At 63.4% G+C, this 19,503-nt stretch carries 16 protein-coding genes; 6 read left to right on the top strand and 10 right to left on the bottom strand.

Annotated features, from left to right (window positions below; translation table 11 throughout):
- Window positions 1–136: 136 nt before the first annotated feature.
- The 5 genes from odhB to mdh form a co-directional block, all read right to left on the bottom strand.
- On the bottom strand, window positions 137–1,369 hold the full coding sequence (odhB, locus tag DXH78_RS06400) for a 2-oxoglutarate dehydrogenase complex dihydrolipoyllysine-residue succinyltransferase (RefSeq protein WP_115516273.1): 1,233 nt from the start codon (window positions 1,367–1,369) through the stop codon (window positions 137–139).
- 139 nt (window positions 1,370–1,508) lie between these two features.
- Window positions 1,509–4,466: a 2-oxoglutarate dehydrogenase E1 component gene (locus DXH78_RS06395; protein ID WP_115516272.1), complete on the bottom strand. Its 2,958-nt coding sequence runs from the start codon at window positions 4,464–4,466 to the stop codon at window positions 1,509–1,511.
- A gap of 490 nt (window positions 4,467–4,956) precedes the next feature.
- On the bottom strand, window positions 4,957–5,841 hold the full coding sequence (sucD, locus tag DXH78_RS06390; protein ID WP_115516271.1) for a succinate--CoA ligase subunit alpha: 885 nt from the start codon (window positions 5,839–5,841) through the stop codon (window positions 4,957–4,959).
- On the bottom strand, window positions 5,841–7,010 hold the full coding sequence (sucC, locus tag DXH78_RS06385) for an ADP-forming succinate--CoA ligase subunit beta (RefSeq protein ID WP_115516270.1): 1,170 nt from the start codon (window positions 7,008–7,010) through the stop codon (window positions 5,841–5,843). The genes sucD and sucC overlap by 1 nt, the downstream gene beginning before the upstream one ends.
- A 131-nt stretch (window positions 7,011–7,141) precedes the next feature.
- Window positions 7,142–8,104 carry a malate dehydrogenase gene (gene mdh / locus DXH78_RS06380; protein WP_115516269.1) on the bottom strand — a complete coding sequence of 321 codons (963 nt, stop codon included), beginning with the start codon at window positions 8,102–8,104 and terminating at the stop codon, window positions 7,142–7,144.
- A gap of 216 nt (window positions 8,105–8,320) precedes the next feature.
- On the opposite strand from mdh, the gene DXH78_RS06375 reads away from it, so the two are divergent.
- Complete coding sequence (locus DXH78_RS06375; protein ID WP_115516268.1) at window positions 8,321–9,580, top strand: NRAMP family divalent metal transporter; 1,260 nt, start codon at window positions 8,321–8,323, stop codon at window positions 9,578–9,580.
- On the opposite strand, the gene zapE is transcribed toward DXH78_RS06375, so the two are convergent.
- Complete coding sequence (zapE, locus tag DXH78_RS06370) at window positions 9,577–10,749, bottom strand: cell division protein ZapE (protein WP_115516267.1); 1,173 nt, start codon at window positions 10,747–10,749, stop codon at window positions 9,577–9,579. The genes DXH78_RS06375 and zapE overlap by 4 nt on opposite strands.
- 332 nt (window positions 10,750–11,081) lie before the next feature.
- On the opposite strand from zapE, the gene DXH78_RS06365 reads away from it, so the two are divergent.
- On the top strand, window positions 11,082–11,657 hold the full coding sequence (locus DXH78_RS06365; protein ID WP_115516266.1) for a GNAT family N-acetyltransferase: 576 nt from the start codon (window positions 11,082–11,084) through the stop codon (window positions 11,655–11,657).
- Between the two features lie 45 nt (window positions 11,658–11,702).
- Here the strand turns inward: DXH78_RS06365 and thpR are convergent, their stop codons facing one another.
- Together thpR and DXH78_RS06355 are read right to left on the bottom strand one after the other, a co-directional pair.
- Window positions 11,703–12,248, bottom strand: a complete 546-nt coding sequence (gene thpR, locus DXH78_RS06360; RefSeq protein ID WP_115516265.1) for an RNA 2',3'-cyclic phosphodiesterase — start codon at window positions 12,246–12,248, stop codon at window positions 11,703–11,705.
- An 8-nt stretch (window positions 12,249–12,256) separates the two neighbouring features.
- Complete coding sequence (locus DXH78_RS06355; protein WP_115517751.1) at window positions 12,257–12,928, bottom strand: arylesterase; 672 nt, start codon at window positions 12,926–12,928, stop codon at window positions 12,257–12,259.
- Window positions 12,929–12,941: 13 nt separating this feature from the next.
- Here DXH78_RS06355 and DXH78_RS06350 point away from each other — a divergent pair, with 13 nt between their 5' ends.
- The 4 genes from DXH78_RS06350 to DXH78_RS06335 all read left to right on the top strand — a co-directional run bounded on the left by DXH78_RS06350 (window position 12,942) and on the right by DXH78_RS06335 (window position 17,811).
- The gene (locus tag DXH78_RS06350) at window positions 12,942–13,637 is read left to right on the top strand and encodes an ABC transporter ATP-binding protein (RefSeq protein ID WP_115516264.1); all 696 of its coding nucleotides are present in this window, start codon (window positions 12,942–12,944) and stop codon (window positions 13,635–13,637) included.
- Window positions 13,634–16,183: an ABC transporter permease gene (locus DXH78_RS06345; protein ID WP_115516263.1), complete on the top strand. Its 2,550-nt coding sequence runs from the start codon at window positions 13,634–13,636 to the stop codon at window positions 16,181–16,183. The genes DXH78_RS06350 and DXH78_RS06345 overlap by 4 nt, the downstream gene beginning before the upstream one ends.
- A gap of 268 nt (window positions 16,184–16,451) precedes the next feature.
- Window positions 16,452–17,222, top strand: coding sequence for a Bax inhibitor-1/YccA family protein (locus DXH78_RS06340; RefSeq protein ID WP_115516262.1), 771 nt, complete (start codon window positions 16,452–16,454; stop codon window positions 17,220–17,222).
- Between the two features lie 73 nt (window positions 17,223–17,295).
- The gene (locus DXH78_RS06335) at window positions 17,296–17,811 is read left to right on the top strand and encodes a GNAT family N-acetyltransferase (RefSeq protein WP_115516261.1); all 516 of its coding nucleotides are present in this window, start codon (window positions 17,296–17,298) and stop codon (window positions 17,809–17,811) included.
- Between the two features lie 3 nt (window positions 17,812–17,814).
- On the opposite strand, the gene DXH78_RS06330 is transcribed toward DXH78_RS06335, so the two are convergent.
- Entirely contained in the window at window positions 17,815–18,201 is a 387-nt protein-coding gene (locus tag DXH78_RS06330; RefSeq protein ID WP_115516260.1) for a DUF2794 domain-containing protein, read from the bottom strand.
- A gap of 476 nt (window positions 18,202–18,677) precedes the next feature.
- Window positions 18,678–19,433, bottom strand: coding sequence for a DUF1223 domain-containing protein (locus DXH78_RS06325; protein ID WP_115516259.1), 756 nt, complete (start codon window positions 19,431–19,433; stop codon window positions 18,678–18,680).
- Between the last annotated feature and the right edge of the window lie 70 nt (window positions 19,434–19,503).

Genomic DNA, 19,503 nt, shown 5'->3' with positions numbered 1-19,503 from the left:
AATGCTCCAAACCTATTTATCGCGCCGCCAAATCGGCCTCATGGTGAGGAGCCGCGCGAAGCGTGGCGTCTCGAACCATGTGGCCGCCCATCCTTCGAGACGCGCCGCGTTGCGGCGCTCCTCCGGATGAGGCGGATCAGAGATCCAGCACCAGCCTTGCCGGATCCTCGAGGTTCTCCTTGACGCGCACGAGGAACGTGACCGCCTCGCGACCGTCGACGATGCGGTGATCGTAGGACAGCGCCAGATACATCATCGGCCGCACTTCGATCTTGCCGCCGATCGCCATCGGCCGCTCCTGGATCTTGTGCATGCCAAGAATGCCGGACTGCGGCGCGTTGAGGATCGGCGTCGACATCAGCGATCCGTAAATGCCGCCATTGGTGATGGTGAAGGTGCCGCCTTGCATTTCGTCGATCTTGAGCTGGCCGTCGCGGGCGCGCTTGCCGAAATCGTTGATCTTCTTCTCGACGCCGGCGAGCGACAGCATGTCGGCGTCGCGCACCACCGGCACGACAAGGCCCTTGTCGGTGCCGACGGCAATGCCGATGTGATAATAGTTCTTGTAGACGAGATCGGTGCCGTCGATTTCGGCGTTGACCGCCGGGATGTCCTTGAGCGCGGCGATGCAGGCCTTCACGAAGAAGCCCATGAAGCCGAGCTTCACACCGTGCTTCTTCTCGAACAGCTCCTTGTACTGATTGCGCATCGCCATCACCGTGGTCATGTCGACCTCGTTGAAGGTCGTGAGCATGGCGGCGGTGTTCTGCGCGTCCTTGAGACGGCGCGCGATGGTCTGACGCAGCTTTGTCATGCGCACGCGCTCTTCGCGCGAGGCATCGTCCGGCGCGGACGGCGCCCGCATCTGCACCGGGGCGGCGACCGGGGTCGGCGCCGACGCAGCCTTTTCGATGGCGGCGAGCATGTCGCCCTTGGTCACCTGGTTCTTGAGGCCGGTGCCGGCCACGTTCGACGGATCGACGCCCGATTCGGCGGCGAGTTTGCGCACCGAGGGAGCCTGCGCGGTATTGGTCGCGCCGGAAGCCGGAGCGGGCGTGGCGGCCGGAGCAGCTGGAGCAGGGGCTGCGGCAGGTTTGGCCGGAGCGGCGGCCGGGGCCGCCTTGGCGCCAGCCGCGCCGTCCTTGATGGTGCCGAGGATCGCGCCGACGCCGACAGTGTCGCCGTCCTTGGCCGCAATGTCGCCAAGCACGCCCGCGGCCGGCGCCGGCACTTCCAGCGTCACCTTGTCGGTTTCGAGTTCGACGAGCGGTTCATCGACTGCAACGGCGTCGCCGGGCTTCTTGAACCATTTGCCGACGGTGGCCTCGGTCACCGATTCACCGAGCGTAGGCACCTTGATGTCAGTCATGTGTCTTTGTCCGTTAGCGTTCAAACTGGTTGCCGTCCTCATCCGCGTCAGCGAATGATCCAGTAATCACGGTCGGTGCCGTCAGGCGCAGCCGGTGACTACTGGGTCCCCCGCTTTCGTGGGAGACGACAGATGATGATCAGCCCAGCGCCTCATCGAGGAACTGCTTGAGCTGCGCGAGATGCTTCGACATCTGGCCGACCGCGGTCGACGCCGAAGCCGGACGGCCCGCATAACGGGCGCGGCGATGCTTGGCGTTGATCTGGTTGAGCACCCATTCGAGATAGACGTCGACGAAGAACCAGGGGCCCTGGTTGCGCGGCTCTTCCTGGCACCAGATGATCTCGGCCTGCTTGAAGCGCGACAGCTCCGTGATCAGCGCCTTGGTCGGGAACGGATAGAGCTGCTCGACGCGCAGCAGATAGATGTCGTCGATGCCGCGCTTTTCGCGTTCCTCGTAAAGATCGTAATAGACCTTGCCCGAGCACAGCACGACGCGCCGGATCTTGTCGTCGGTGACGAGCTTGATCTTCTCGCCGGACAGGAACTGCGCATCGTCCCACAGCAGGCGATGGAACGAGGTGCCGGCGTCCATTTCGGCGAGGCTCGAGATCGCGCGCTTGTGGCGCAGCAGGCTCTTCGGCGTCATCAGGATCAGCGGCTTGCGGATCTCGCGCTTGAGCTGGCGGCGCAGGATGTGGAAGTAATTGGCCGGCGTGGTGCAGTTGGCGACCTGCATGTTGTCTTCGGCGCACATCTGCAGGAAGCGCTCAAGGCGCGCCGACGAGTGCTCAGGCCCCTGGCCTTCGTAGCCATGCGGCAGAAGACAGACGAGACCCGACATGCGCAGCCACTTGCGTTCGGCCGAGGAGATGAACTGGTCGAACACCACCTGCGCGCCGTTGGCGAAGTCGCCGAACTGCGCTTCCCACAAGGTCAGCGTATTCGGCTCGGCGGTCGAATAGCCGTACTCGAAGCCGAGCACCGCCTCCTCCGACAGCATCGAGTTCATCACATCGTACTTGGCCGGGCTGGTGCCGAGCGTGTTGAACGGCACGTAGCGCTTTTCGGTTTCCTGATCGAACAGCACCGAATGACGCTGCGAGAAGGTGCCGCGCTCGGAGTCCTGACCGGACAGGCGAACCGAATGGCCGTCCTTGAGCAGCGTACAGAAGGCGAGCGCTTCGGCGGTCGCCCAGTCGATGCCTTCGCCGGTCTCGATCGCCTTGCCGCGGTTGTCGAGGAAGCGCTGCACCGTCTTGTGGACGTTGAAGTCCTTCGGCACCGTCGTGATCGCCTTGCCGATGGCGCGCAGATCGGCGAGCGGGACGCCGGTATTGCCGCGGCGCGGATCGTCGGCATCCTGCGCCGGCTTGAGGCCCGACCAGCGGCCGTCGAGCCAGTCCGCCTTGTTCGGCTTGTAGGCCTGGCCCGCTTCGAACTCGGCGTCGAGGCGCGAGCGCCAGTCGGCGCGCATCTTGTCGATCTCGCCTTCGGTGACAACGCCTTCGGCGATCAGCTTCTCGGAGTAGATCTCCAGCGTCGAGCGGCGCGAGCGGATGTTCTTGTACATCACCGGCTGGGTGAAGGCCGGCTCGTCGCCTTCGTTATGACCGAAGCGGCGATAGCACCACATGTCGATGACGACCGGGTGCTGAAACTGCATCCTGTACTCGGTCGCGACCTTGGCGGCGAACACCACCGCTTCCGGGTCGTCGCCGTTCACATGCAGGATCAGCGCGTCGATCATCTTGGCGACGTCGGACGGATAAGGCGACGAACGCGAGTAGCGCGGATAGGTCGTGAAGCCGATCTGGTTGTTGACGATGAAATGGATGCTGCCGCCGGTGCGGTAGCCCTTCAGGCCCGACAGGCCGAAACATTCCGCCACCACGCCCTGGCCGGCGAAGGCCGCGTCACCGTGGATCAGCAGCGGCATGACCATGGTGCGGTCGGCCGGCGTCGCGCCGTGCTGCTCCTGCTTGGCGCGCACCTTGCCGAGCGTCACCGGATCGACGATTTCCAGATGCGACGGGTTCGGCGTCAGCGACAGATGCACCTTGTTGCCGTCGAACTCGCGGTCCGACGAAGCGCCGAGGTGGTACTTCACATCGCCGGAGCCTTCGATGTCGTCCGGCGTCGCCGAGCCGCCCTTGAATTCGTGGAACAGCACGCGGTGCGGCTTGCTCATCACCTGCGTGAGAACGTTGAGGCGGCCGCGATGCGGCATGCCCAGCACGATTTCCTTCACGCCGAGATTGCCGCCGCGCTTGATGATCTGCTCCAGCGCCGGGATCAGCGACTCGCCGCCATCCAGACCGAAGCGCTTGGTGCCGGTGAACTTGACGTCGAGAAACTTCTCGAAGCCTTCGGCCTCGACAAGCTTGTTGAGGATGGCGCGCTTGCCCTCGCGGGTGAACTGGATTTCCTTGTCGCGACCTTCGATGCGCTCCTGAATCCACGCCTTCTGCGCGGCGTTCGAGATGTGCATGAACTCGACGCCGAGCGTCTGGCAGTAGGTGCGGCGCAGAATGGCGATGATCTCGCGCATCGACGCGAATTCCAGACCAAGCACCTTGTCGAGGAAGATCTTGCGGTCCAGGTCGGCTTCGGAAAAGCCGTAGGACGCCGGCATCAGTTCTTCTTCGTTCGGCTCCGCCTGGATGCCGAGCGGATCGAGGTTGGCGTGGAAGTGGCCGCGCATGCGGTAGGCGCGGATCAACATCAGCGCATGGATCGAATCGCGCGTCGCCTGCATGACGTCGGCATTCGACAGATTGACGCCCGTGGCCTGAGCCTTCGCCGCGATCTTCTCGCCGAGCTTCTTTTCGGTCTCGGCCCATTGTCCGTCGAGCGCGGCGACCAGATCGCCGCTCGGCCGCGCCGGCCAGTTCGGCTTCTTCCAGGACGCACCTTGCGCCTGCTTGACGACATCGGTGCCGTTATCCTTCAGCGCCTCGAAGAAGGTCCGCCACTCGGCATCGACGGAGCTCGGATCTTTTTCGAAACGGGCCTGCAGGTCTTCGATGTAGGCGGCGTTGCCGCCGTAGAGGAACGAAGTGTGGGCAAAGGCGGCGTTGGCGTCTTGGCGAGACATGTCGGTTGATCCTGGCGCGGCGCAATTGCCGCGCAATATGCGTTTCCTGCGTGGGACAATCCGGTAAACGGCCCCGCGATCCCCCTGCCGGACCGGAAGCTGCTCTGTCGGACGGGCCGCTCCGGGGCTTTACGCCCCTGCGTCGGCGATCCTCACTCTTAAACCTATTTATGACGTAGTTAAGTCCAAAAAAGCATAAGACTGAATATCAGTTCATTTGATTACCAGGACCTCCGCCTGACTCTTTGCCAGCCTGTTCGCCGGCCAATCGCCGCGTGTCAAAGATCCAACCCTTAATCTTGCGGTTGTGTTCCGGCGAAGGGCTCGAGAGCCCGGATCACCCACCGGTTTACGTCCCCGTCATGTTTTGTGAGGGCGCCCCTAAGGGCTCGCGGCCAAGCCGACGGGCGTGTGGCTCCAAACGACAAGCGCCGCCGGCATCAGCCTGGCGGCGCTCGCTTCGTGTGATCTGACCGGTTGAAGAGCCGCTTTAGCCCTTGAGCACTTCCACCAGCGTCTTGCCGATGCGCGCCGGCGACGGCGACACGCGAATGCCGGCCGCTTCCATCGCCGCGGTCTTGGACTTCGCATCGCCCTTGCCGCCGGAAATGATCGCGCCGGCATGACCCATGCGGCGGCCCGGAGGCGCGGTGACACCGGCGATGAAGCCGACCATCGGCTTCTTGCGGCCGCGCTTCGCCTCGTCGATGAGGAACTGCGCGGCGTCTTCTTCGGCCGAACCGCCGATTTCGCCGATCATGACGATCGAGGTGGTCTTCGGATCGGCTAGGAACATCTCGAGCACATCGATGAACTCGGTGCCTTTGACCGGATCGCCGCCGATGCCGACCGCCGTGGTCTGACCAAGGCCTTCGCGCGACGTCTGGAATACGGCTTCATAGGTCAGCGTGCCGGAGCGCGACACGATGCCGACCGAACCCGACTTGAAGATGTTGCCCGGCATGATGCCGATCTTGCATTCGCCCGCGGTCATCACGCCCGGGCAGTTCGGCCCGATGAGACGCGACTTCGAGCCCGACAGCGCGCGCTTCACCTTCACCATGTCCAGCACCGGAATGCCTTCGGTGATGCAGACGATCAGCGGGATCTCGGCCTGGATGGCTTCGCAGATCGCGTCGGCCGCGCCCGGCGGCGGCACGTAGATGACGGAAGCGTCGGCTCCCGTTTTGTCCTTGGCTTCGGCGACGGTGTCGAAGATCGGCAGATCGAGATGCGTACCGCCGCCTTTGCCGGGCGAGGTGCCGCCGACCATCTTGGTGCCGTAGGCGATCGCCTGCTGCGAGTGGAAGGTGCCGTTCTTGCCGGTGAAGCCCTGGCAGATGACCTTGGTATTCTTGTCGATGAGGACGGACATTACGCAGCCTCCTTCACGGCCTTGACGATCTTCTGCGCGGCATCGTCCAGGTCGTCACCGGAGGTGACGTTGAGGCCCGATTCCTTGATGATTTTCTTGCCCAGTTCGACGTTCGTGCCTTCGAGACGCACGACCAGCGGAACCTTCAGGCCCACTTCCTTCACCGCGGCGACGACGCCTTCCGCGATGACGTCGCACTTCATGATGCCGCCGAAAATGTTGACCAGGATGCCTTTCACGTTCGGATCGGAGGTGATGATCTTGAACGCGGCAGTCACCTTTTCCTTGGTGGCCGAGCCGCCGACATCGAGGAAGTTTGCCGGCTCCATGCCGTAGAGCTTGATGATGTCCATCGACGCCATCGCGAGGCCGGCGCCGTTGACCATGCAGCCGATCTGGCCGTCGAGTGCGATGTAGTTGAGGTCGAACTTCGAGGCTTCGACTTCCTTCTCGTCTTCCTCGGTGATGTCGCGCAGCGCCATCACATCGGCGTGGCGATACAGCGAGTTGGTGTCGAAGCCGACCTTGGCGTCGAGGCAGATGATCTTGGCGTCCTTGGTGACCACCAGCGGGTTGATCTCGAGCAGCGCCATGTCCTTGGAAACGAACGCATTGTAGAGCTTCGGCAGGATGTCGCCGAGCTGCTTGGCGAGATCGCCGGTAAGGTTCAAGGCCTGCGCGGCGCGGCGCGCGTGGTGCGGCATGAAGCCGGTCGCCGGATCGACCGAGAAGGAAATGATCTTCTCAGGCGTGTCATGCGCGACGGCCTCGATATCCATGCCGCCTTCGGTCGAGACGACGAAAGCGACACGCGAGGTCTCGCGGTCGACCAGCGCGGAGAGATAGAACTCCTTGTCGATCAGCGAGCCTTCTTCGATGTAGAGGCGGTTGACGACCTTGCCCTTCGGGCCGGTCTGGTGCGTGACCAGGGTCGAGCCAAGGATACGGGTCGATTCCTTCTTCACGTCGTCGATCGACTTGACGACCTTGACGCCGCCGGCCTTGCCGCGGCCGCCGGCGTGGATCTGGGCTTTCACCACCCAGACCGGGCCGCCGAGTTCATTGGCGGCCTTGACGGCTTCGTCGACAGTAAAGGCGGGGATGCCGCGCGGCACCGGAACGCCGAATTCCTTCAAAACTGCTTTAGCTTGATACTCGTGGATATTCATCCGGCTCTCCCCAACTCCCTAGGCTGTGATGCCCCGCGAAAGCGGGGCATCCAGTATTCCCGGTTCTCGCATCTCTATCGACGCAGGCGGTGACTGAATCGCCCGCTTGCGCGGGCGACAACGGCGATCATTTACGCCAGCGTCGGCGCGATCTTCTTGCAGGCCTCGATGAGACCCTGCACGGAGGCAGCCGACTTCTCGAACGCCGTCTTTTCGCCGCCGTTGAGATCGACTTCGACGATACGCTCGACACCCTTGGCACCGATCACCACCGGCACGCCGACATAGATGTCCTTCATACCGTACTCGCCGTTGAGATAGGCGGCGCAGGGCAGAACGCGCTTCTTGTCGAGCAGGTAGCTCTCCGCCATCGCGATGGCGGACGCCGCCGGTGCGTAGAAGGCCGAGCCGGTCTTGAGCAGGTTGACGATTTCGGCGCCGCCATTGGCGGTGCGCTTGACGATCTCATCGACGCGGGCCTGCGTGGTCCAGCCCATCTTGACGAGATCCGGCACCGGAATGCCGGCGACCGTCGAGTAGCGGGTGAGCGGCACCATGGTATCGCCGTGGCCGCCGAGCACGAAGGCGGTGACATCCTCGACCGAGACATTGAATTCGTCGGCCAGGAAGTAGCGGAAGCGCGCCGAGTCGAGCACGCCGGCCATGCCCACGACCTTCTGCTGCGGCAGGCCGCAGGACTTCTGCAGCGCCCAAACCATCGCGTCGAGCGGGTTGGTGATGCAGATGACGAAGGCGTTTGGCGCGTATTTCGCAATGCCGGCGCCGACCTGGCTCATGACCTTGAGATTGATGTCGAGCAGGTCGTCGCGGCTCATGCCCGGCTTGCGCGGCACGCCGGCGGTGACGATGCAGACATCGGCGCCTTCGATGGCTTCGTAGGAGTTGGCGCCGGTGAATTTGGCGTCGAATTTGTTGACCGGGGAGGACTGGGCGATGTCGAGGGCCTTGCCCTGCGGAATGCCTTCCATGACGTCGAACATAACGACGTCGCCCAACTGCTTCAGGCCGACCAGATGGGCCAGCGTGCCGCCGATCTGGCCAGCGCCGATCAATGCGATTTTATTACGCGCCATGATGGGAAAACTCTTTGCTGCTGCCGCGGAGCGCGGCCGCCGATGGCTTAGCCATTTTGCTGTAATGCAGCAACATTCCCGCCCTGTTTTCTTATCGTGTATACATTATACCAGCAAAGCTTTCGACCAAAGTCCAGTCCGTTTTTGATCCAGTGCCCCTGGCGCCGTAAGGCCGTGCCATAAGCTGGCGAGAGGGGTCGGGAAGGACCTGTTCCGATGTCGCTGATCCGATTTTCGACCAGAACCGTCTGGCGGGCGCTCGGGCCTGGTCTCGTCACCGGCGCGGCCGACGACGATCCCAGCGGCATCGCCACCTATTCCCAGGCCGGCGCCCAGTTCGGCTTCGGGCTGCTGTGGACGCTTTTCCTGACGCTGCCATTCATGACCGCGATTCAGGTTGTGAGCGCCATGATCGGTTGGCAAACCCGCCGCGGCCTCGCGACGAACATCGCGCGCGTTCTGCCACGCGCCGTACTTTATCCGCTGATCGGCGCGCTGGTCGTCGCCAACACGCTCAACATCGCCGCCGATCTCGCCGCCATGGGAGAAGCCCTGCGACTGGTGACCGGCGGCTCCGCGCTGATCTTTGCCGTGATGTTCGGCGTGATCTGTCTCGTCGCCGAAGTCCTCATTCCTTACCACCGCTACGCCGGCATCCTGAAGCTCATGACCATGGTGCTGCTGTTCTACGTCGCGGCGGCCTTCAGCGTGAAGGTGCCGTGGGGCGAGGTCGTCCGCGCAACATTTGTCCCGGCAATTTCGTTCGATCGCGACACGATGCTGATGATCGTCGCAGTGTTCGGCACGACGATCAGCCCCTATCTTTTTTTCTGGCAGGCGTCGCAGGAAGCCGAAGAGTCGCGCCTCAGTCATCGCCGCAGTCTGTCCGAACGACGCGTTGAAACGAACGCGTTCCGCGCGATTTCGATCGATACCTGGGTCGGCATGTTCTTTTCGAACTTGATTGCCTTTTTCATCATCGTAACCACGGCGGCGACGCTGCATGCCAACGGCATCACCCATATCAATACCGCGGCACAGGCGGCGGAGGCCTTGCGCCCGGTCGGCGGCTCGTTTGCCTTTGCGTTGTTCGCGCTTGGCATTATCGGCACCGGACTGCTGGCGGTGCCGGTGCTCGCCGGCTCGGCCGCTTATGCCGTCGCAGATATCTTCAGGATTCACGGCAGCCTCGAACTGCCCGTCAACCGCGCCATCGGCTTTTATGCGATCGTCGCCGCTGCGACATTGGGCGGCGCCGCGCTCGCCGTCACCAATATCGATCCGATTGCGATGCTTTTCTGGACCGCCGTCGTCAACGGCATCGTCGCGGTGCCCATCATGGTGGCGACGATGATCGTTGTATCGAGCAAGCGCGAAACCGGCCTGGCGCTGCCGCGCTGGTTGGTCGCATTAGGCTGGTGCGCCGCAGCGCTGATGGCTGTCGTCGTCGCCCTGCTGATCTGGACGAGCCTTTAGGTATCGACGATTTTCGCCAGATCGACATTCTCCGCCGTGCGCGGACCGTGCGGCAGTCCCAGATAGGACTGCGAGCGCATTTCGAAGAGGCGCGACGCCGTGCGCTTGAATTCGTTGGCCTCATAGCCATCCGTGCCGGTGTAGAGATTTTCCGGCGAAGCTTCGGCCGACGCCAGCAGCTTCACGGCGTGATCGTACAGCGTATCGACCAGAATGATAAAACGCTTGGCCTCGTTGCGCCGCGACTCATTCATGATCGGGATGCGGTCGATGATGAGGGTGTGGAATTCCAGCGCGATCTTGTGGAAGTCCGAGGCTGCGAGCGGCTTCGAGCATAGATCGGCGAAATCGAAACGGGCGACGCCCATCGCCGCCTTCGGCACATTAACGATGTGACCCTTCACCACCAGTTCATGCGCCGCGCCTTCGGCATGGCCGACCAGATCGCGCCAGGCCTTGTCGAGAGCCGCTTCCGCTTTGGCATCCGCCGGCACGTACCAGGCATTGACGCCGGTGAGCTTCTCAAGCCTGAAGTCGGTGCGGGCATCGAGCCTCACCACTTCGCATTGCTGCTCCAGCAACTTGAGGAAGGGCACGAACAGCGCGCGGTTGAGCCCGTCCTTATAGAGATCGCGCGGCGCCAGATTCGACGTCGCAACCATGACCACGCCGCGCTCGAACAGTTTGGTGAACAGCCGGCCCAGGATCATGGCGTCGGCGATATCGGTCACATGAAACTCGTCAAAGCAGATGAGCTGCGTTTCGTCGGCAATGTCGTTGGCCGCATGCAGGATCGGATCCTGATCCGGCACCTTGCCGTCCTTGATGGCCTGACGGAAACGATGCACGCGCTCATGCACGTCCGCCATGAATTCGTGGAAGTGCGCGCGGCGCTTCTTCTCGACCGGCGTGGATTCGTAAAACAGGTCCATCAGCATGGTCTTGCCGCGGCCGACTTCGCCATGGACGTAAAGGCCCTTCACCACGGCGGCCTTGGCCTTCTTGGCGAACAGCCAGCCGAGCGACGACGACTTGCGCGCCAGAAGCCGCTCGGTCAGCCGCTGGTCGAGCGCGACATAGTGCCGGGCGAGTTCGGCCTGCGCCGGGTCGGCCTCGATCTTTCCGGAGGCGACCAACGCGGCATAGCGGCTGGCAAAGGACTGATTCATGACCGAGGGGCAGGTTTCGGGGCGGCGGGACGATGCCGCAACTGCTAAGGCGTACCGCCGCGGCTGTAAATCGCCTCACCCATTGAGGCTGGCTGCTCGCACAGCAAAAGCCCGCATGTTGCGCGGCAAAGCCGCAGCATTCCGTCCTGAGCACTGTGAATACCGGCCGGTTAACCTTTATTAACACGTTGTAAGCCATGCATTTTTCGCAATGGAGGCCGTCTACGCCCTAAGCAGGGATCGTATTTTTGCTGCAATGCACCATATACATGCGTGCAAACAAAAATTGAGTCGGGGGGCAAAGCCGACACTTTGACCTGAGGAATACCGACATGAGCGAGCCCCTGCCCCTCGATGGCGTTGTCCGCAAGCTGTGGCCAACCGAGGCCGCCGCCTATCGCGACCACCTGCTGCGCCTCGACCGCGAGAGCCGCAACACCCGCTTCTCCGGCGCGGTCTCCGACGAATTCATCGACAAGCACGCCCACAGCATCCGCGACTTCGGCGTGATCGTGTTCGGCTTCTTCGTCGACGGCACCTTGCGCGGCGCCGGCGAACTGCGCCCGGTCGGCCCGCTGTTCAGCCACGAGGCCGAAGCCGCCTTCTCGATCGAAAAGGACTGGCAGAGCCACGGCGTCGGCACCGCGCTGCTCGAACGCATCCTGTTGTCGTCGCGCAACCGCGGCATTCGTTTACTGCGCATGGATTGTCTCGCCGGCAACCGCCGCATGCAGCAACTCGCCCGCAAGTTCGAAGCCGACTTCACCTTCGATTTCGGCAGCATTGTCGGCGAGGTGAAGGCCGCGCGCTACACGCCCATGTCGATCGCGCTCGAAGCCATGGAAGATGCCCACGGCATCGCCAGTTCGATGCTCGAAGCCCAGATGCGGCTGTTCAAGGTGGCGTAGACCGGGTGGCCGCCCATCCTTCGAGGCGCGGTCTGCCGCCGCTCCTCAGGATGAGACAGGGCCAAGCGAATAACTCTCTTCCACCACATAGGGCCCGCCACCGGTTGAGGCGCGTGACGAGAACAGCACGAAGCGCGTGACCGGAAACGGCGCAGTGCGGAAAAACCCGCGCGCCGACAGATAATCCGCGACATCGAGGCTCGACGTGCCGCGCAGGCGCGCCAGCGTCACATGCGGTGTGAATTTGCGCGTTTCCGGCACAAGGCCGATGCGGCGCATCAGCCGCTCATGCTCATCCTGCAAGTCCACCAGCGGCGGCGCCGCCGCGACCTGGGCATAGACCGATCGCGGCTTGCGGCCGCCGAACGACGCAAGCCCGTCGAAATGCAGGTCGAATGCCGGTTTTTTGATATCGGCGAGGATCGATGCCGCATCGTTCGCCATGCGATCGTCGATATCGCCGAGGAACCGCAAGGTGATGTGATAATTCTCGCGATCGATCCATCGCGCACCCGGAAGTCCGCCGCGCAACATGTTCAACGCTTCGGCAATGCCCGATGGAATTTCGATGCCGGTGAATAAACGAGGCATGATGGGCGTTAGCTGGCCTTCGCCTTCGCAATCAATTCTTCGACCTTGGGCAGAATATTCTTCACGATCACGTCCACGCCGTCCGAGTTTGGATGCATGCCATCGCGCTGGTTGAGCTTTTCGTCGGCGGCGACGCCCTCGAGGAAGAACGGATAGAGCAGCGCATTATGTGTTCTGGCGAGTTCGGGAAAGATGGCGTCGAACTTTGCCACATAATCGGCGCCCATATTGGGCGGCGACTTCATGCCGGCGATCAGCACCGGAATCTTTCGTTCGGCGGCCTTGCTCAGAATCTTGTCGAGCGCCGCGCGCGTGACATCCGGACTGACTCCACGCAGCGCATCGTTGGCGCCGAGTTCAAGGATCAGCGCGTCGGCGTCCGCCGGCACCGACCAGTCAAAGCGGTCCAGCCCGCCGGTCGCGGTGTCGCCCGAGACACCAGCATTGATCAATTCGATGGCATGACCCTTGGCCTTCAGCGCCACCCCAAGCTTGGTCGGGAAGGCATCCTGGACATTGAGGCCATAGCCGGCGGTCAGGGAATCGCCGAGGACCACGATCTTCACGGGTTTGTCAGCCGCGGCGGCCCAATTCGGCCCTAAAACGCAAACTATCGTGAGTAATAGCGCCGCAGCCCGCTGGACGGGGCCTAGAACTTCCCCATATGTCGGCCACCGCATCGGAATGAGATTCATGAAAGCACCTTCTGAGCCGGCACCGGCCATTGCCCTCTCCGGCCTCAATCTTTCGCTCGGCAGCGATGCCGCCCGCGTTCATATCCTCAAGGACATCAACCTGAATATAGGCAGGGGCGAGGCAATTGGCCTCGTCGGCCCTTCAGGCTCGGGCAAATCGACCCTGCTCATGGTGATGGCCGGGCTGGAACGTGCCGACACCGGCACCGTGAAGGTCGCCGACGAGAACCTGCGCGAGCTCAGCGAAGATGAACTTGCCCGCTTCCGCGGCCGCAACATCGGTATCGTCTTCCAGTCTTTCCACCTCATTCCGACTATGACGGCGCTCGAGAATGTCGCGGTGCCGCTCGAGCTCGCCGGCATCGACGATGCGCTGGACCGCGCCCGCGCCGAACTCGATCTCGTCGGCCTGAGTCATCGCCTGCATCACTATCCGGCGCAGATGTCGGGCGGCGAGCAGCAACGCGTCGCGGTCGCCCGCGCGCTGGCGCCGAACCCGTCGATCCTGGTCGCCGATGAGCCGACCGGCAATCTCGACGAGGATACCGGCAGGCAGATCGTCGAGCTGTTATTTGCTGGCTACGAGAAGCACGGCGCCACGCTCGTGCTGGTGACGCACGATCCGGCGCTGGCGCAGAAATGCGGCCGCGTCGTGCGGCTGCGCTCGGGGCATATCGTGGACGGCCACGCATGAGCCGCCTGGCGCGATGGCTGCCGCTTCGTTACGCGCTGCGCGAGATGCGCGGCGGCCTGTCGGGCTTCTATGTGTTCATCGCCTGCATCGCACTGGGCGCGATGTCGATCGCCGGCGTCGGTTCGCTGGCGGCCAGCCTGAATGACGGGCTGGCGCGCGAGGGCCGCGTCATTCTCGGCGGCGATTTGTCGTTCAGCCTGATCCAGCGCGAAGCCAAACCCGAAGAGCTGGCTTTCCTGAAAAGCCACGGCGCGGTCTCGACCACCGCCAGCCTGCGCGCGATGTCGCGCGTCGCCAGCGGCGATGCCACGCTGGTCGAACTCAAAGCCGTCGACAAAGCTTATCCGCTGTTCGGCAAGGTCACGCTCACGCCCGACATGTCGCTCGATGAAGCGATGGCGCGACGCGACGGCGCCTATGGCGCGGTCGCCGACCAAACACTGCTGGCGCGGCTTGCCATCGAGCCGGGTGCGCGCATCACCGTCGGCAATATCGACTTCATCATCCGCGCCGCGCTCACCAGCGAACCGGATAAACTTTCAGTCGGCATCGGCTTCGGCCCGCGCCTGATGGTCAACGAAGAGGCGCTGCGGGCCACCGGCCTGCTGCAGCCCGGAAGCCTCGTGCGCTGGAAATATCAGGTGAAGCTGCCCGGCGCCGGCACCGAAACCGAGGTCAAGACCGTCACCGATGACGCTCGCGCCAAACAGCCCAATGCTGGCTGGGAAATCCGCAACCGCACCAATGCCTCGCCGCAATTGGAGCGCAACGTCAACCGCTTCACGCAATTCCTGACCATTGTCGGCCTCACCGCGCTGCTGGTCGGCGGTGTCGGTGTCGGCAATGCAGTGAAGAGCCATCTCGACCGCAAGCGCGCCACCATCGCCACGCTGAAAGCCCTGGGCGCCAGCGGTCGCCGCGTTTTCGCGATCTACCTCACACAGGTAATCCTGCTGGCGCTGATCGGCGGCGCCATTGGCGCGGCTTTGGGCGCAGCGCTGCCCTTCATCGTTGTCGGCGTTTTTGGCTCCATCATCCCACTGCCGATCGTGCCGGCGATTCAAGCGCCGGAGCTGGTGCTGTCGCTGGTCTACGGCCTGCTTACCGCGCTCGCTTTCGCAATGTGGCCGCTCGGCCGGGCCCATGACGTGCCGGTCGGTGCGCTGTTTCGCGACGTCGTCGCCGCGCAGCCGTCCTGGCCGCGTCGCAGCTATATGGCGCTAACGGCGCTGGCGATTGCCGCGCTCGGCACGCTCGCGGTGCTGCTGGCCTATGACCGGCGCGTGGCGCTGATCTATGTCGGCGTTGCCGCCGCGGTTTTCGTGCTATTGCAGCTTGTCGGCATGCTGGTGATGGCGGTTGCCCGCCGCGCGCCGCGCGCGCGCTCGACCAGCCTGCGCATGGCCATCGCCAATATTCATCGTCCCGGCGCACTGACGCCGACCATCGTATTGTCGCTCGGTCTCGGCATCGCGTTGCTCGTCACCGTCATCGAAATCGATGGCAATCTGCGCAGCCAGTTCGCCAAGGAACTGCCGGCGCGGGCGCCGGCGTTCTATTTCCTCGACATCCCCTCGGAGCGCGCGCCGGACTTCGACGCCTTCGTCGCCAAACAAGCCCCCGGCGCCGACCTCGACGAAGTGCCGATGCTGCGCGGCCGCATCGTGGCGGCCAAGGGCATCGACGCGCAGGATCTCCAGCCGTCGGAAGAAGCCGCGTGGGTGCTGCAGAGCGACCGCGGCATCACCTATTCGGCGACGGTACCGAACGGCTCGCGCCTGACCGACGGCCAGTGGTGGACCGCCGATTATCGCGGCGAACCCCTGGTGTCGTTCGAGAAGAAGATCGCCGACGGCCTCGGCCTCAAGGTCGGCGACAGCGTCACCGTCAATGTGCTCGGCCGCAATATCACGGCGAAGATCGCCAATCTGCGCACGGTCGACTGGCAGAGCCTGAGCATCAACTTCGTGCTGGTGTTCTCACCGCATGTCTTCGACGGCGCGCCGCATACGCGGCTGGCGACACTGACCTATCCGAATGGCGGTTCGACCGCGGAGCAGGAAAACAAGATTATCCGCGCCGTGGCGCAGGATTTCCCGATGATCACCACCGTGCGCGTCAAGGACGCCCTCGACGCCATCGGCGCGCTGATCGGCAATCTGGTGCTGGCGATCCGCGGCGCCTCGGCATTGACGCTGCTGGTTGCCGCGCTGGTGCTGGGCGGCGCGCTTGCCGCCGGCCACCGTCACCGCGTCTACGACGCCGTCATCCTCAAGACTTTGGGGGCGACCCGGCTGCGGCTGATCGGCGCCTACACCATCGAATATCTGCTGATCGCCGCCGCCACCGCGCTGTTCGGCGTGCTCAGCGGCACCGCCGCCAGCTGGCTGATTGTGACCGAGCTGATGCGCCTGCCGTTTTCATGGCAGCTGGGGACGGCGCTCGCCGCCACCTTCGCCGCGGTGCTGGTCACGGTCGTGCTGGGGCTGGCCGGCACGTTCTCGGCGCTTGGCCAGAAACCGGCCCCGGTGCTGCGCAATCTTTGACCCAATCGCGCTTAACGCCTTGGATTGCCAGCGACATTCAGCCGCGCCGGGTCAAACGGGGCCCTCGGGCCTTGTTTTGTCGAGGGAATTCACCCCGGCGGCAAAGGTTAATATTCCGCAAGGTGAGGCCGACATCACCCCGCCATATCTGGCGTAGAACCTCACCAACCATTACATTCGACAACACGAGCGCGAGTTCAAACCCGCGCCTGACGCGAGCCGGCACCGTCACCTGACAAACGCCGGCACTGAGAAGAGGAAACTTTCGATGTCGGACTTCGACCGTAACGTAGCTGCCCGCGGCTTTGGCACTGCCGCGCGCTCCGTGGAGATCGATGCGGGCCTGCGCGCCTACATGCTCCGCGTTTACAACTACATGGCCGCCGGCGTCGCTCTGACCGGCGTCGTCGCCTTTTTTGCCTTCCAGCTCGCGGGTGGCGATGCGATCCGCATCACCCCGGCGGGTATCGTCGGCGCGACCGCGTTCGGCCAGATGATCCTCGGCGGCTTCACGCCCATCGTGCTCATGCTGGCAACACTTGGCTTGGTGTTCTTCCTGAGCTTCCGCGTGCATACGCTGCAGCCCAGCACCGCCTTCGGCCTGTTCATGCTGTACGCCGGCCTGCTCGGCCTGGCGCTGATGTCGATCCTGGTGGTCTACACCGGCTCGTCGATCGCCCGCACCTTCTTCATCTCCGCGGCATCGTTCGGCGCGCTGAGCCTGTACGGCTACACGACGCAGCGTGATCTGTCGCCGATCGGCTCGTTCCTGATCATGGGCTTGTTCGGTCTGATCCTGGCGTCGATCGTCAACATCTTCCTCGGCTCTTCGGGCCTGGGCTTCGTCATCTCGATCGTCGGCGTCCTGATCTTCGCCGGCCTGACCGCCTGGGATACCCAGAAGATCAAGGAGATGTACGACGTCAACGACGACGGCACCATCGCGGGCCGCAAGGCGGTGATGGGCGCGCTGACGCTCTACCTCGACTTCATCAACCTGTTCCTGTTCATGCTGCGCTTCCTCGGCGATCGCCGCTAACGAACGGACAGAGCCAGTTGCGAGATGGAACGCCCCGGTCTAAAGCCGGGGCGTTTTCTTTTGTGGTGCCTCCATGAACATCCGCCCCACCAGCCCCGCCGATATCCCGTCGATTACGGCCATCTACGCCCACGCCGTGCGCACTGGCACTGCCACCTTCGAGCTAGAACCGCCGGACGAAACGGAGATGATGCGCCGCTACGAGAAACTGCGCGCCGGGAAATTCCCCTACATCGTCGCCGAAATCGACGGGCAGGTTGCCGGTTACGCCTATGCCGGACCGTTCCGGGAACGGCCGGCCTATCGCTTCACCGTCGAGGATTCCATCTACATCGCGCCGGAGATGCAGAAGCGCGGCATCGGCAAGGCGCTGATGGCGGAGCTGATCAAGCTCTCCACCGATGCCGGCTTCCGGCAGATGCTGGCGGTAATCGGCGACTCGAACCAGGCCGGTTCAATCGCTCTGCATAAGGCATGCGGTTTCCAGCCCGCCGGCGTGTTCAAGTCGGTCGGCTTCAAGTTCGGCCGCTGGCTGGACACCGTGCAGATGCAGCTGCCGCTCGGCAAAGGCGACCGCGAACCGGCGTAATGTCTAGTTCGCCAGCGCCAGCAGCGGCTTCTCCAGCACACGCAGCACGCGGTCGAGTTCGGGGCCGCGGCGCAGGATCAAACCCGTTGCCGAGATGACGCTGTAGGCGCCCTGCCGCTGCGCCAGCTTCGGATTTTTCTCGATGCGATAGAGCGGCACTTCCGACGTGCGGCGAAACACCGAGAACACCGCGCGATCTTTCAGGAAGTCGATGGCGTAATCGCGCCATTCGCCGGCGGCGACCATGCGGCCGTAGAGATCGAGGATGCGATTGAGTTCGCGGCGGTTGAAGGTGACCTGACCCAGCAGGTTGGGGGCGGAGGGGCCGCGTGCCGCGGCACCGCCGCCCGAAAACTGGCTGGGCTCGCTATCGCCGGACCCGATCGTCATGCGGTCTCCCTTCATATGACAGTCCAATGATCGCGCCACCGCCCCTGCGCCGCAAGCCCCTGATTTCAATGGCAGCATCGCACCTTTCAGTTTTCGGCCAAGCGCGCCAATCGGAAAAAGCCTGCCAAAAACAGCCCAAAAAGCCCGCTCGCGCCATCACGAACTCGTCAGGACCTCCCACAATAACGCCCAATTTCGGTCAATCGCCGGACATGACCGCTTGGGATAAATGCATCGTTGCCTCAAGGCCCGGTCCGGTTCGACCTCCGGATTCCTCAGCCCCCCAGCCCCCCGGGGGTCTTCGGACCGGGCCGATTGAGTTCAAGTTGAGTAGCGTTCGATTCAATCCCCTATGCCTCAGGGCCGGCTTAACCGCCGGTCCTATTTTTTTGTCGCGTAGAGTTGAAATGTGCGCGCCACGAAAAAAGGCGCGCCTCTCGGGACGCGCCTGACCAACCAACATTGACGCTGTGGAATTACTTCATCGCCACGGTCGCGGCGCCCACCATCAGCGCCGGCTTGCCGTTGGTGCTATTCTGCACCAGCACGACGAAGTGATTGATGTCCGACAGCGTGAAATTCGCATTCGGAATGTCGGCCATCGGAATGGTGAAGGTTTCGGCCTTGCCGCTCCAGGTGCCGAGCTTCACCCAGCGCCGCACCACGTTGTAATAGTTGAGCGACTGCCCGCGATTTTCGCCGCGCTGGATCGTGACCTCGATCTTGTCGGTCACCGGGCACAGCCAGACATCGGCGATCAGCGGCTCGCCATCCATGCCCGGCACATTCACGACGATCTTGCCGTCCTCGATCGAAGCTTTGACTGCCAGTGTCAGCGCCTGCTTGCCGGCGCGCGATTTGATAACGGCGTCCTCGATCGCTGCCTTGTCGCTGCCAAGTGCGTGGGCGACGCCGTTCACCACGGCTTGCGGCGTATAGACAGCGCCATCGCCGCGCGCGATCGAATAGGCGCGCTGGCGCTTGCCGTGGCCCTTCAGCGCCAGCGTGTCCTGCCAGCCGAGGTAATCCCAGTAATCGACCGGCAGGCTAAGCGCGATCACGGCAGGATCATGCGCCAGATTGCCAAGCAGCCGGTCGGCCGGCGGACAGGAGGAGCAGCCCTGGCTGGTAAACAGCTCGACCACGGCTTTCGGCTCCCCACCGGCGGCGGGGTTCACGACAGCCAGCGCCGCAGCAAAGGCGGCAGCAAAGGTCAGGCGGTTCAATCTCATTTCGGCGGCATTCCCCGGTCGACGCGACGCGCATCATATAGGGACAAAAGTAAATCACCCGCCACTCACT

This window comes from Undibacter mobilis (assembly GCF_003367195.1).
In the GTDB taxonomy this organism is placed as follows: Bacteria; Pseudomonadota; Alphaproteobacteria; order Rhizobiales; family Xanthobacteraceae; genus Pseudolabrys; species Pseudolabrys mobilis.
Note: the sequence above shows the minus strand (reverse complement) of the source record. Positions and strands in the feature narration are given on the sequence as shown.

What these genes read in the sequence shown, in the direction of transcription:
- odhB (WP_115516273.1), bottom strand. Translation starts at nt 1,369, where the DNA reads ATGACTGACATCAAGGTGCCTACGCTCGGTGAATCGGTGACCGAGGCC.
- DXH78_RS06395 (WP_115516272.1), bottom strand. Translation starts at nt 4,466, where the DNA reads ATGTCTCGCCAAGACGCCAACGCCGCCTTTGCCCACACTTCGTTCCTC.
- sucD (WP_115516271.1), bottom strand. Translation starts at nt 5,841, where the DNA reads ATGTCCGTCCTCATCGACAAGAATACCAAGGTCATCTGCCAGGGCTTC.
- sucC (WP_115516270.1), bottom strand. Translation starts at nt 7,010, where the DNA reads ATGAATATCCACGAGTATCAAGCTAAAGCAGTTTTGAAGGAATTCGGC.
- mdh (WP_115516269.1), bottom strand. Translation starts at nt 8,104, where the DNA reads ATGGCGCGTAATAAAATCGCATTGATCGGCGCTGGCCAGATCGGCGGC.
- DXH78_RS06375 (WP_115516268.1), top strand. Translation starts at nt 8,321, where the DNA reads ATGTCGCTGATCCGATTTTCGACCAGAACCGTCTGGCGGGCGCTCGGG.
- zapE (WP_115516267.1), bottom strand. Translation starts at nt 10,749, where the DNA reads ATGAATCAGTCCTTTGCCAGCCGCTATGCCGCGTTGGTCGCCTCCGGA.
- DXH78_RS06365 (WP_115516266.1), top strand. Translation starts at nt 11,082, where the DNA reads ATGAGCGAGCCCCTGCCCCTCGATGGCGTTGTCCGCAAGCTGTGGCCA.
- thpR (WP_115516265.1), bottom strand. Translation starts at nt 12,248, where the DNA reads ATGCCTCGTTTATTCACCGGCATCGAAATTCCATCGGGCATTGCCGAA.
- DXH78_RS06355 (WP_115517751.1), bottom strand. Translation starts at nt 12,928, where the DNA reads ATGCGGTGGCCGACATATGGGGAAGTTCTAGGCCCCGTCCAGCGGGCT.
- DXH78_RS06350 (WP_115516264.1), top strand. Translation starts at nt 12,942, where the DNA reads ATGAAAGCACCTTCTGAGCCGGCACCGGCCATTGCCCTCTCCGGCCTC.
- DXH78_RS06345 (WP_115516263.1), top strand. Translation starts at nt 13,634, where the DNA reads ATGAGCCGCCTGGCGCGATGGCTGCCGCTTCGTTACGCGCTGCGCGAG.
- DXH78_RS06340 (WP_115516262.1), top strand. Translation starts at nt 16,452, where the DNA reads ATGTCGGACTTCGACCGTAACGTAGCTGCCCGCGGCTTTGGCACTGCC.
- DXH78_RS06335 (WP_115516261.1), top strand. Translation starts at nt 17,296, where the DNA reads ATGAACATCCGCCCCACCAGCCCCGCCGATATCCCGTCGATTACGGCC.
- DXH78_RS06330 (WP_115516260.1), bottom strand. Translation starts at nt 18,201, where the DNA reads ATGACGATCGGGTCCGGCGATAGCGAGCCCAGCCAGTTTTCGGGCGGC.
- DXH78_RS06325 (WP_115516259.1), bottom strand. Translation starts at nt 19,433, where the DNA reads ATGAGATTGAACCGCCTGACCTTTGCTGCCGCCTTTGCTGCGGCGCTG.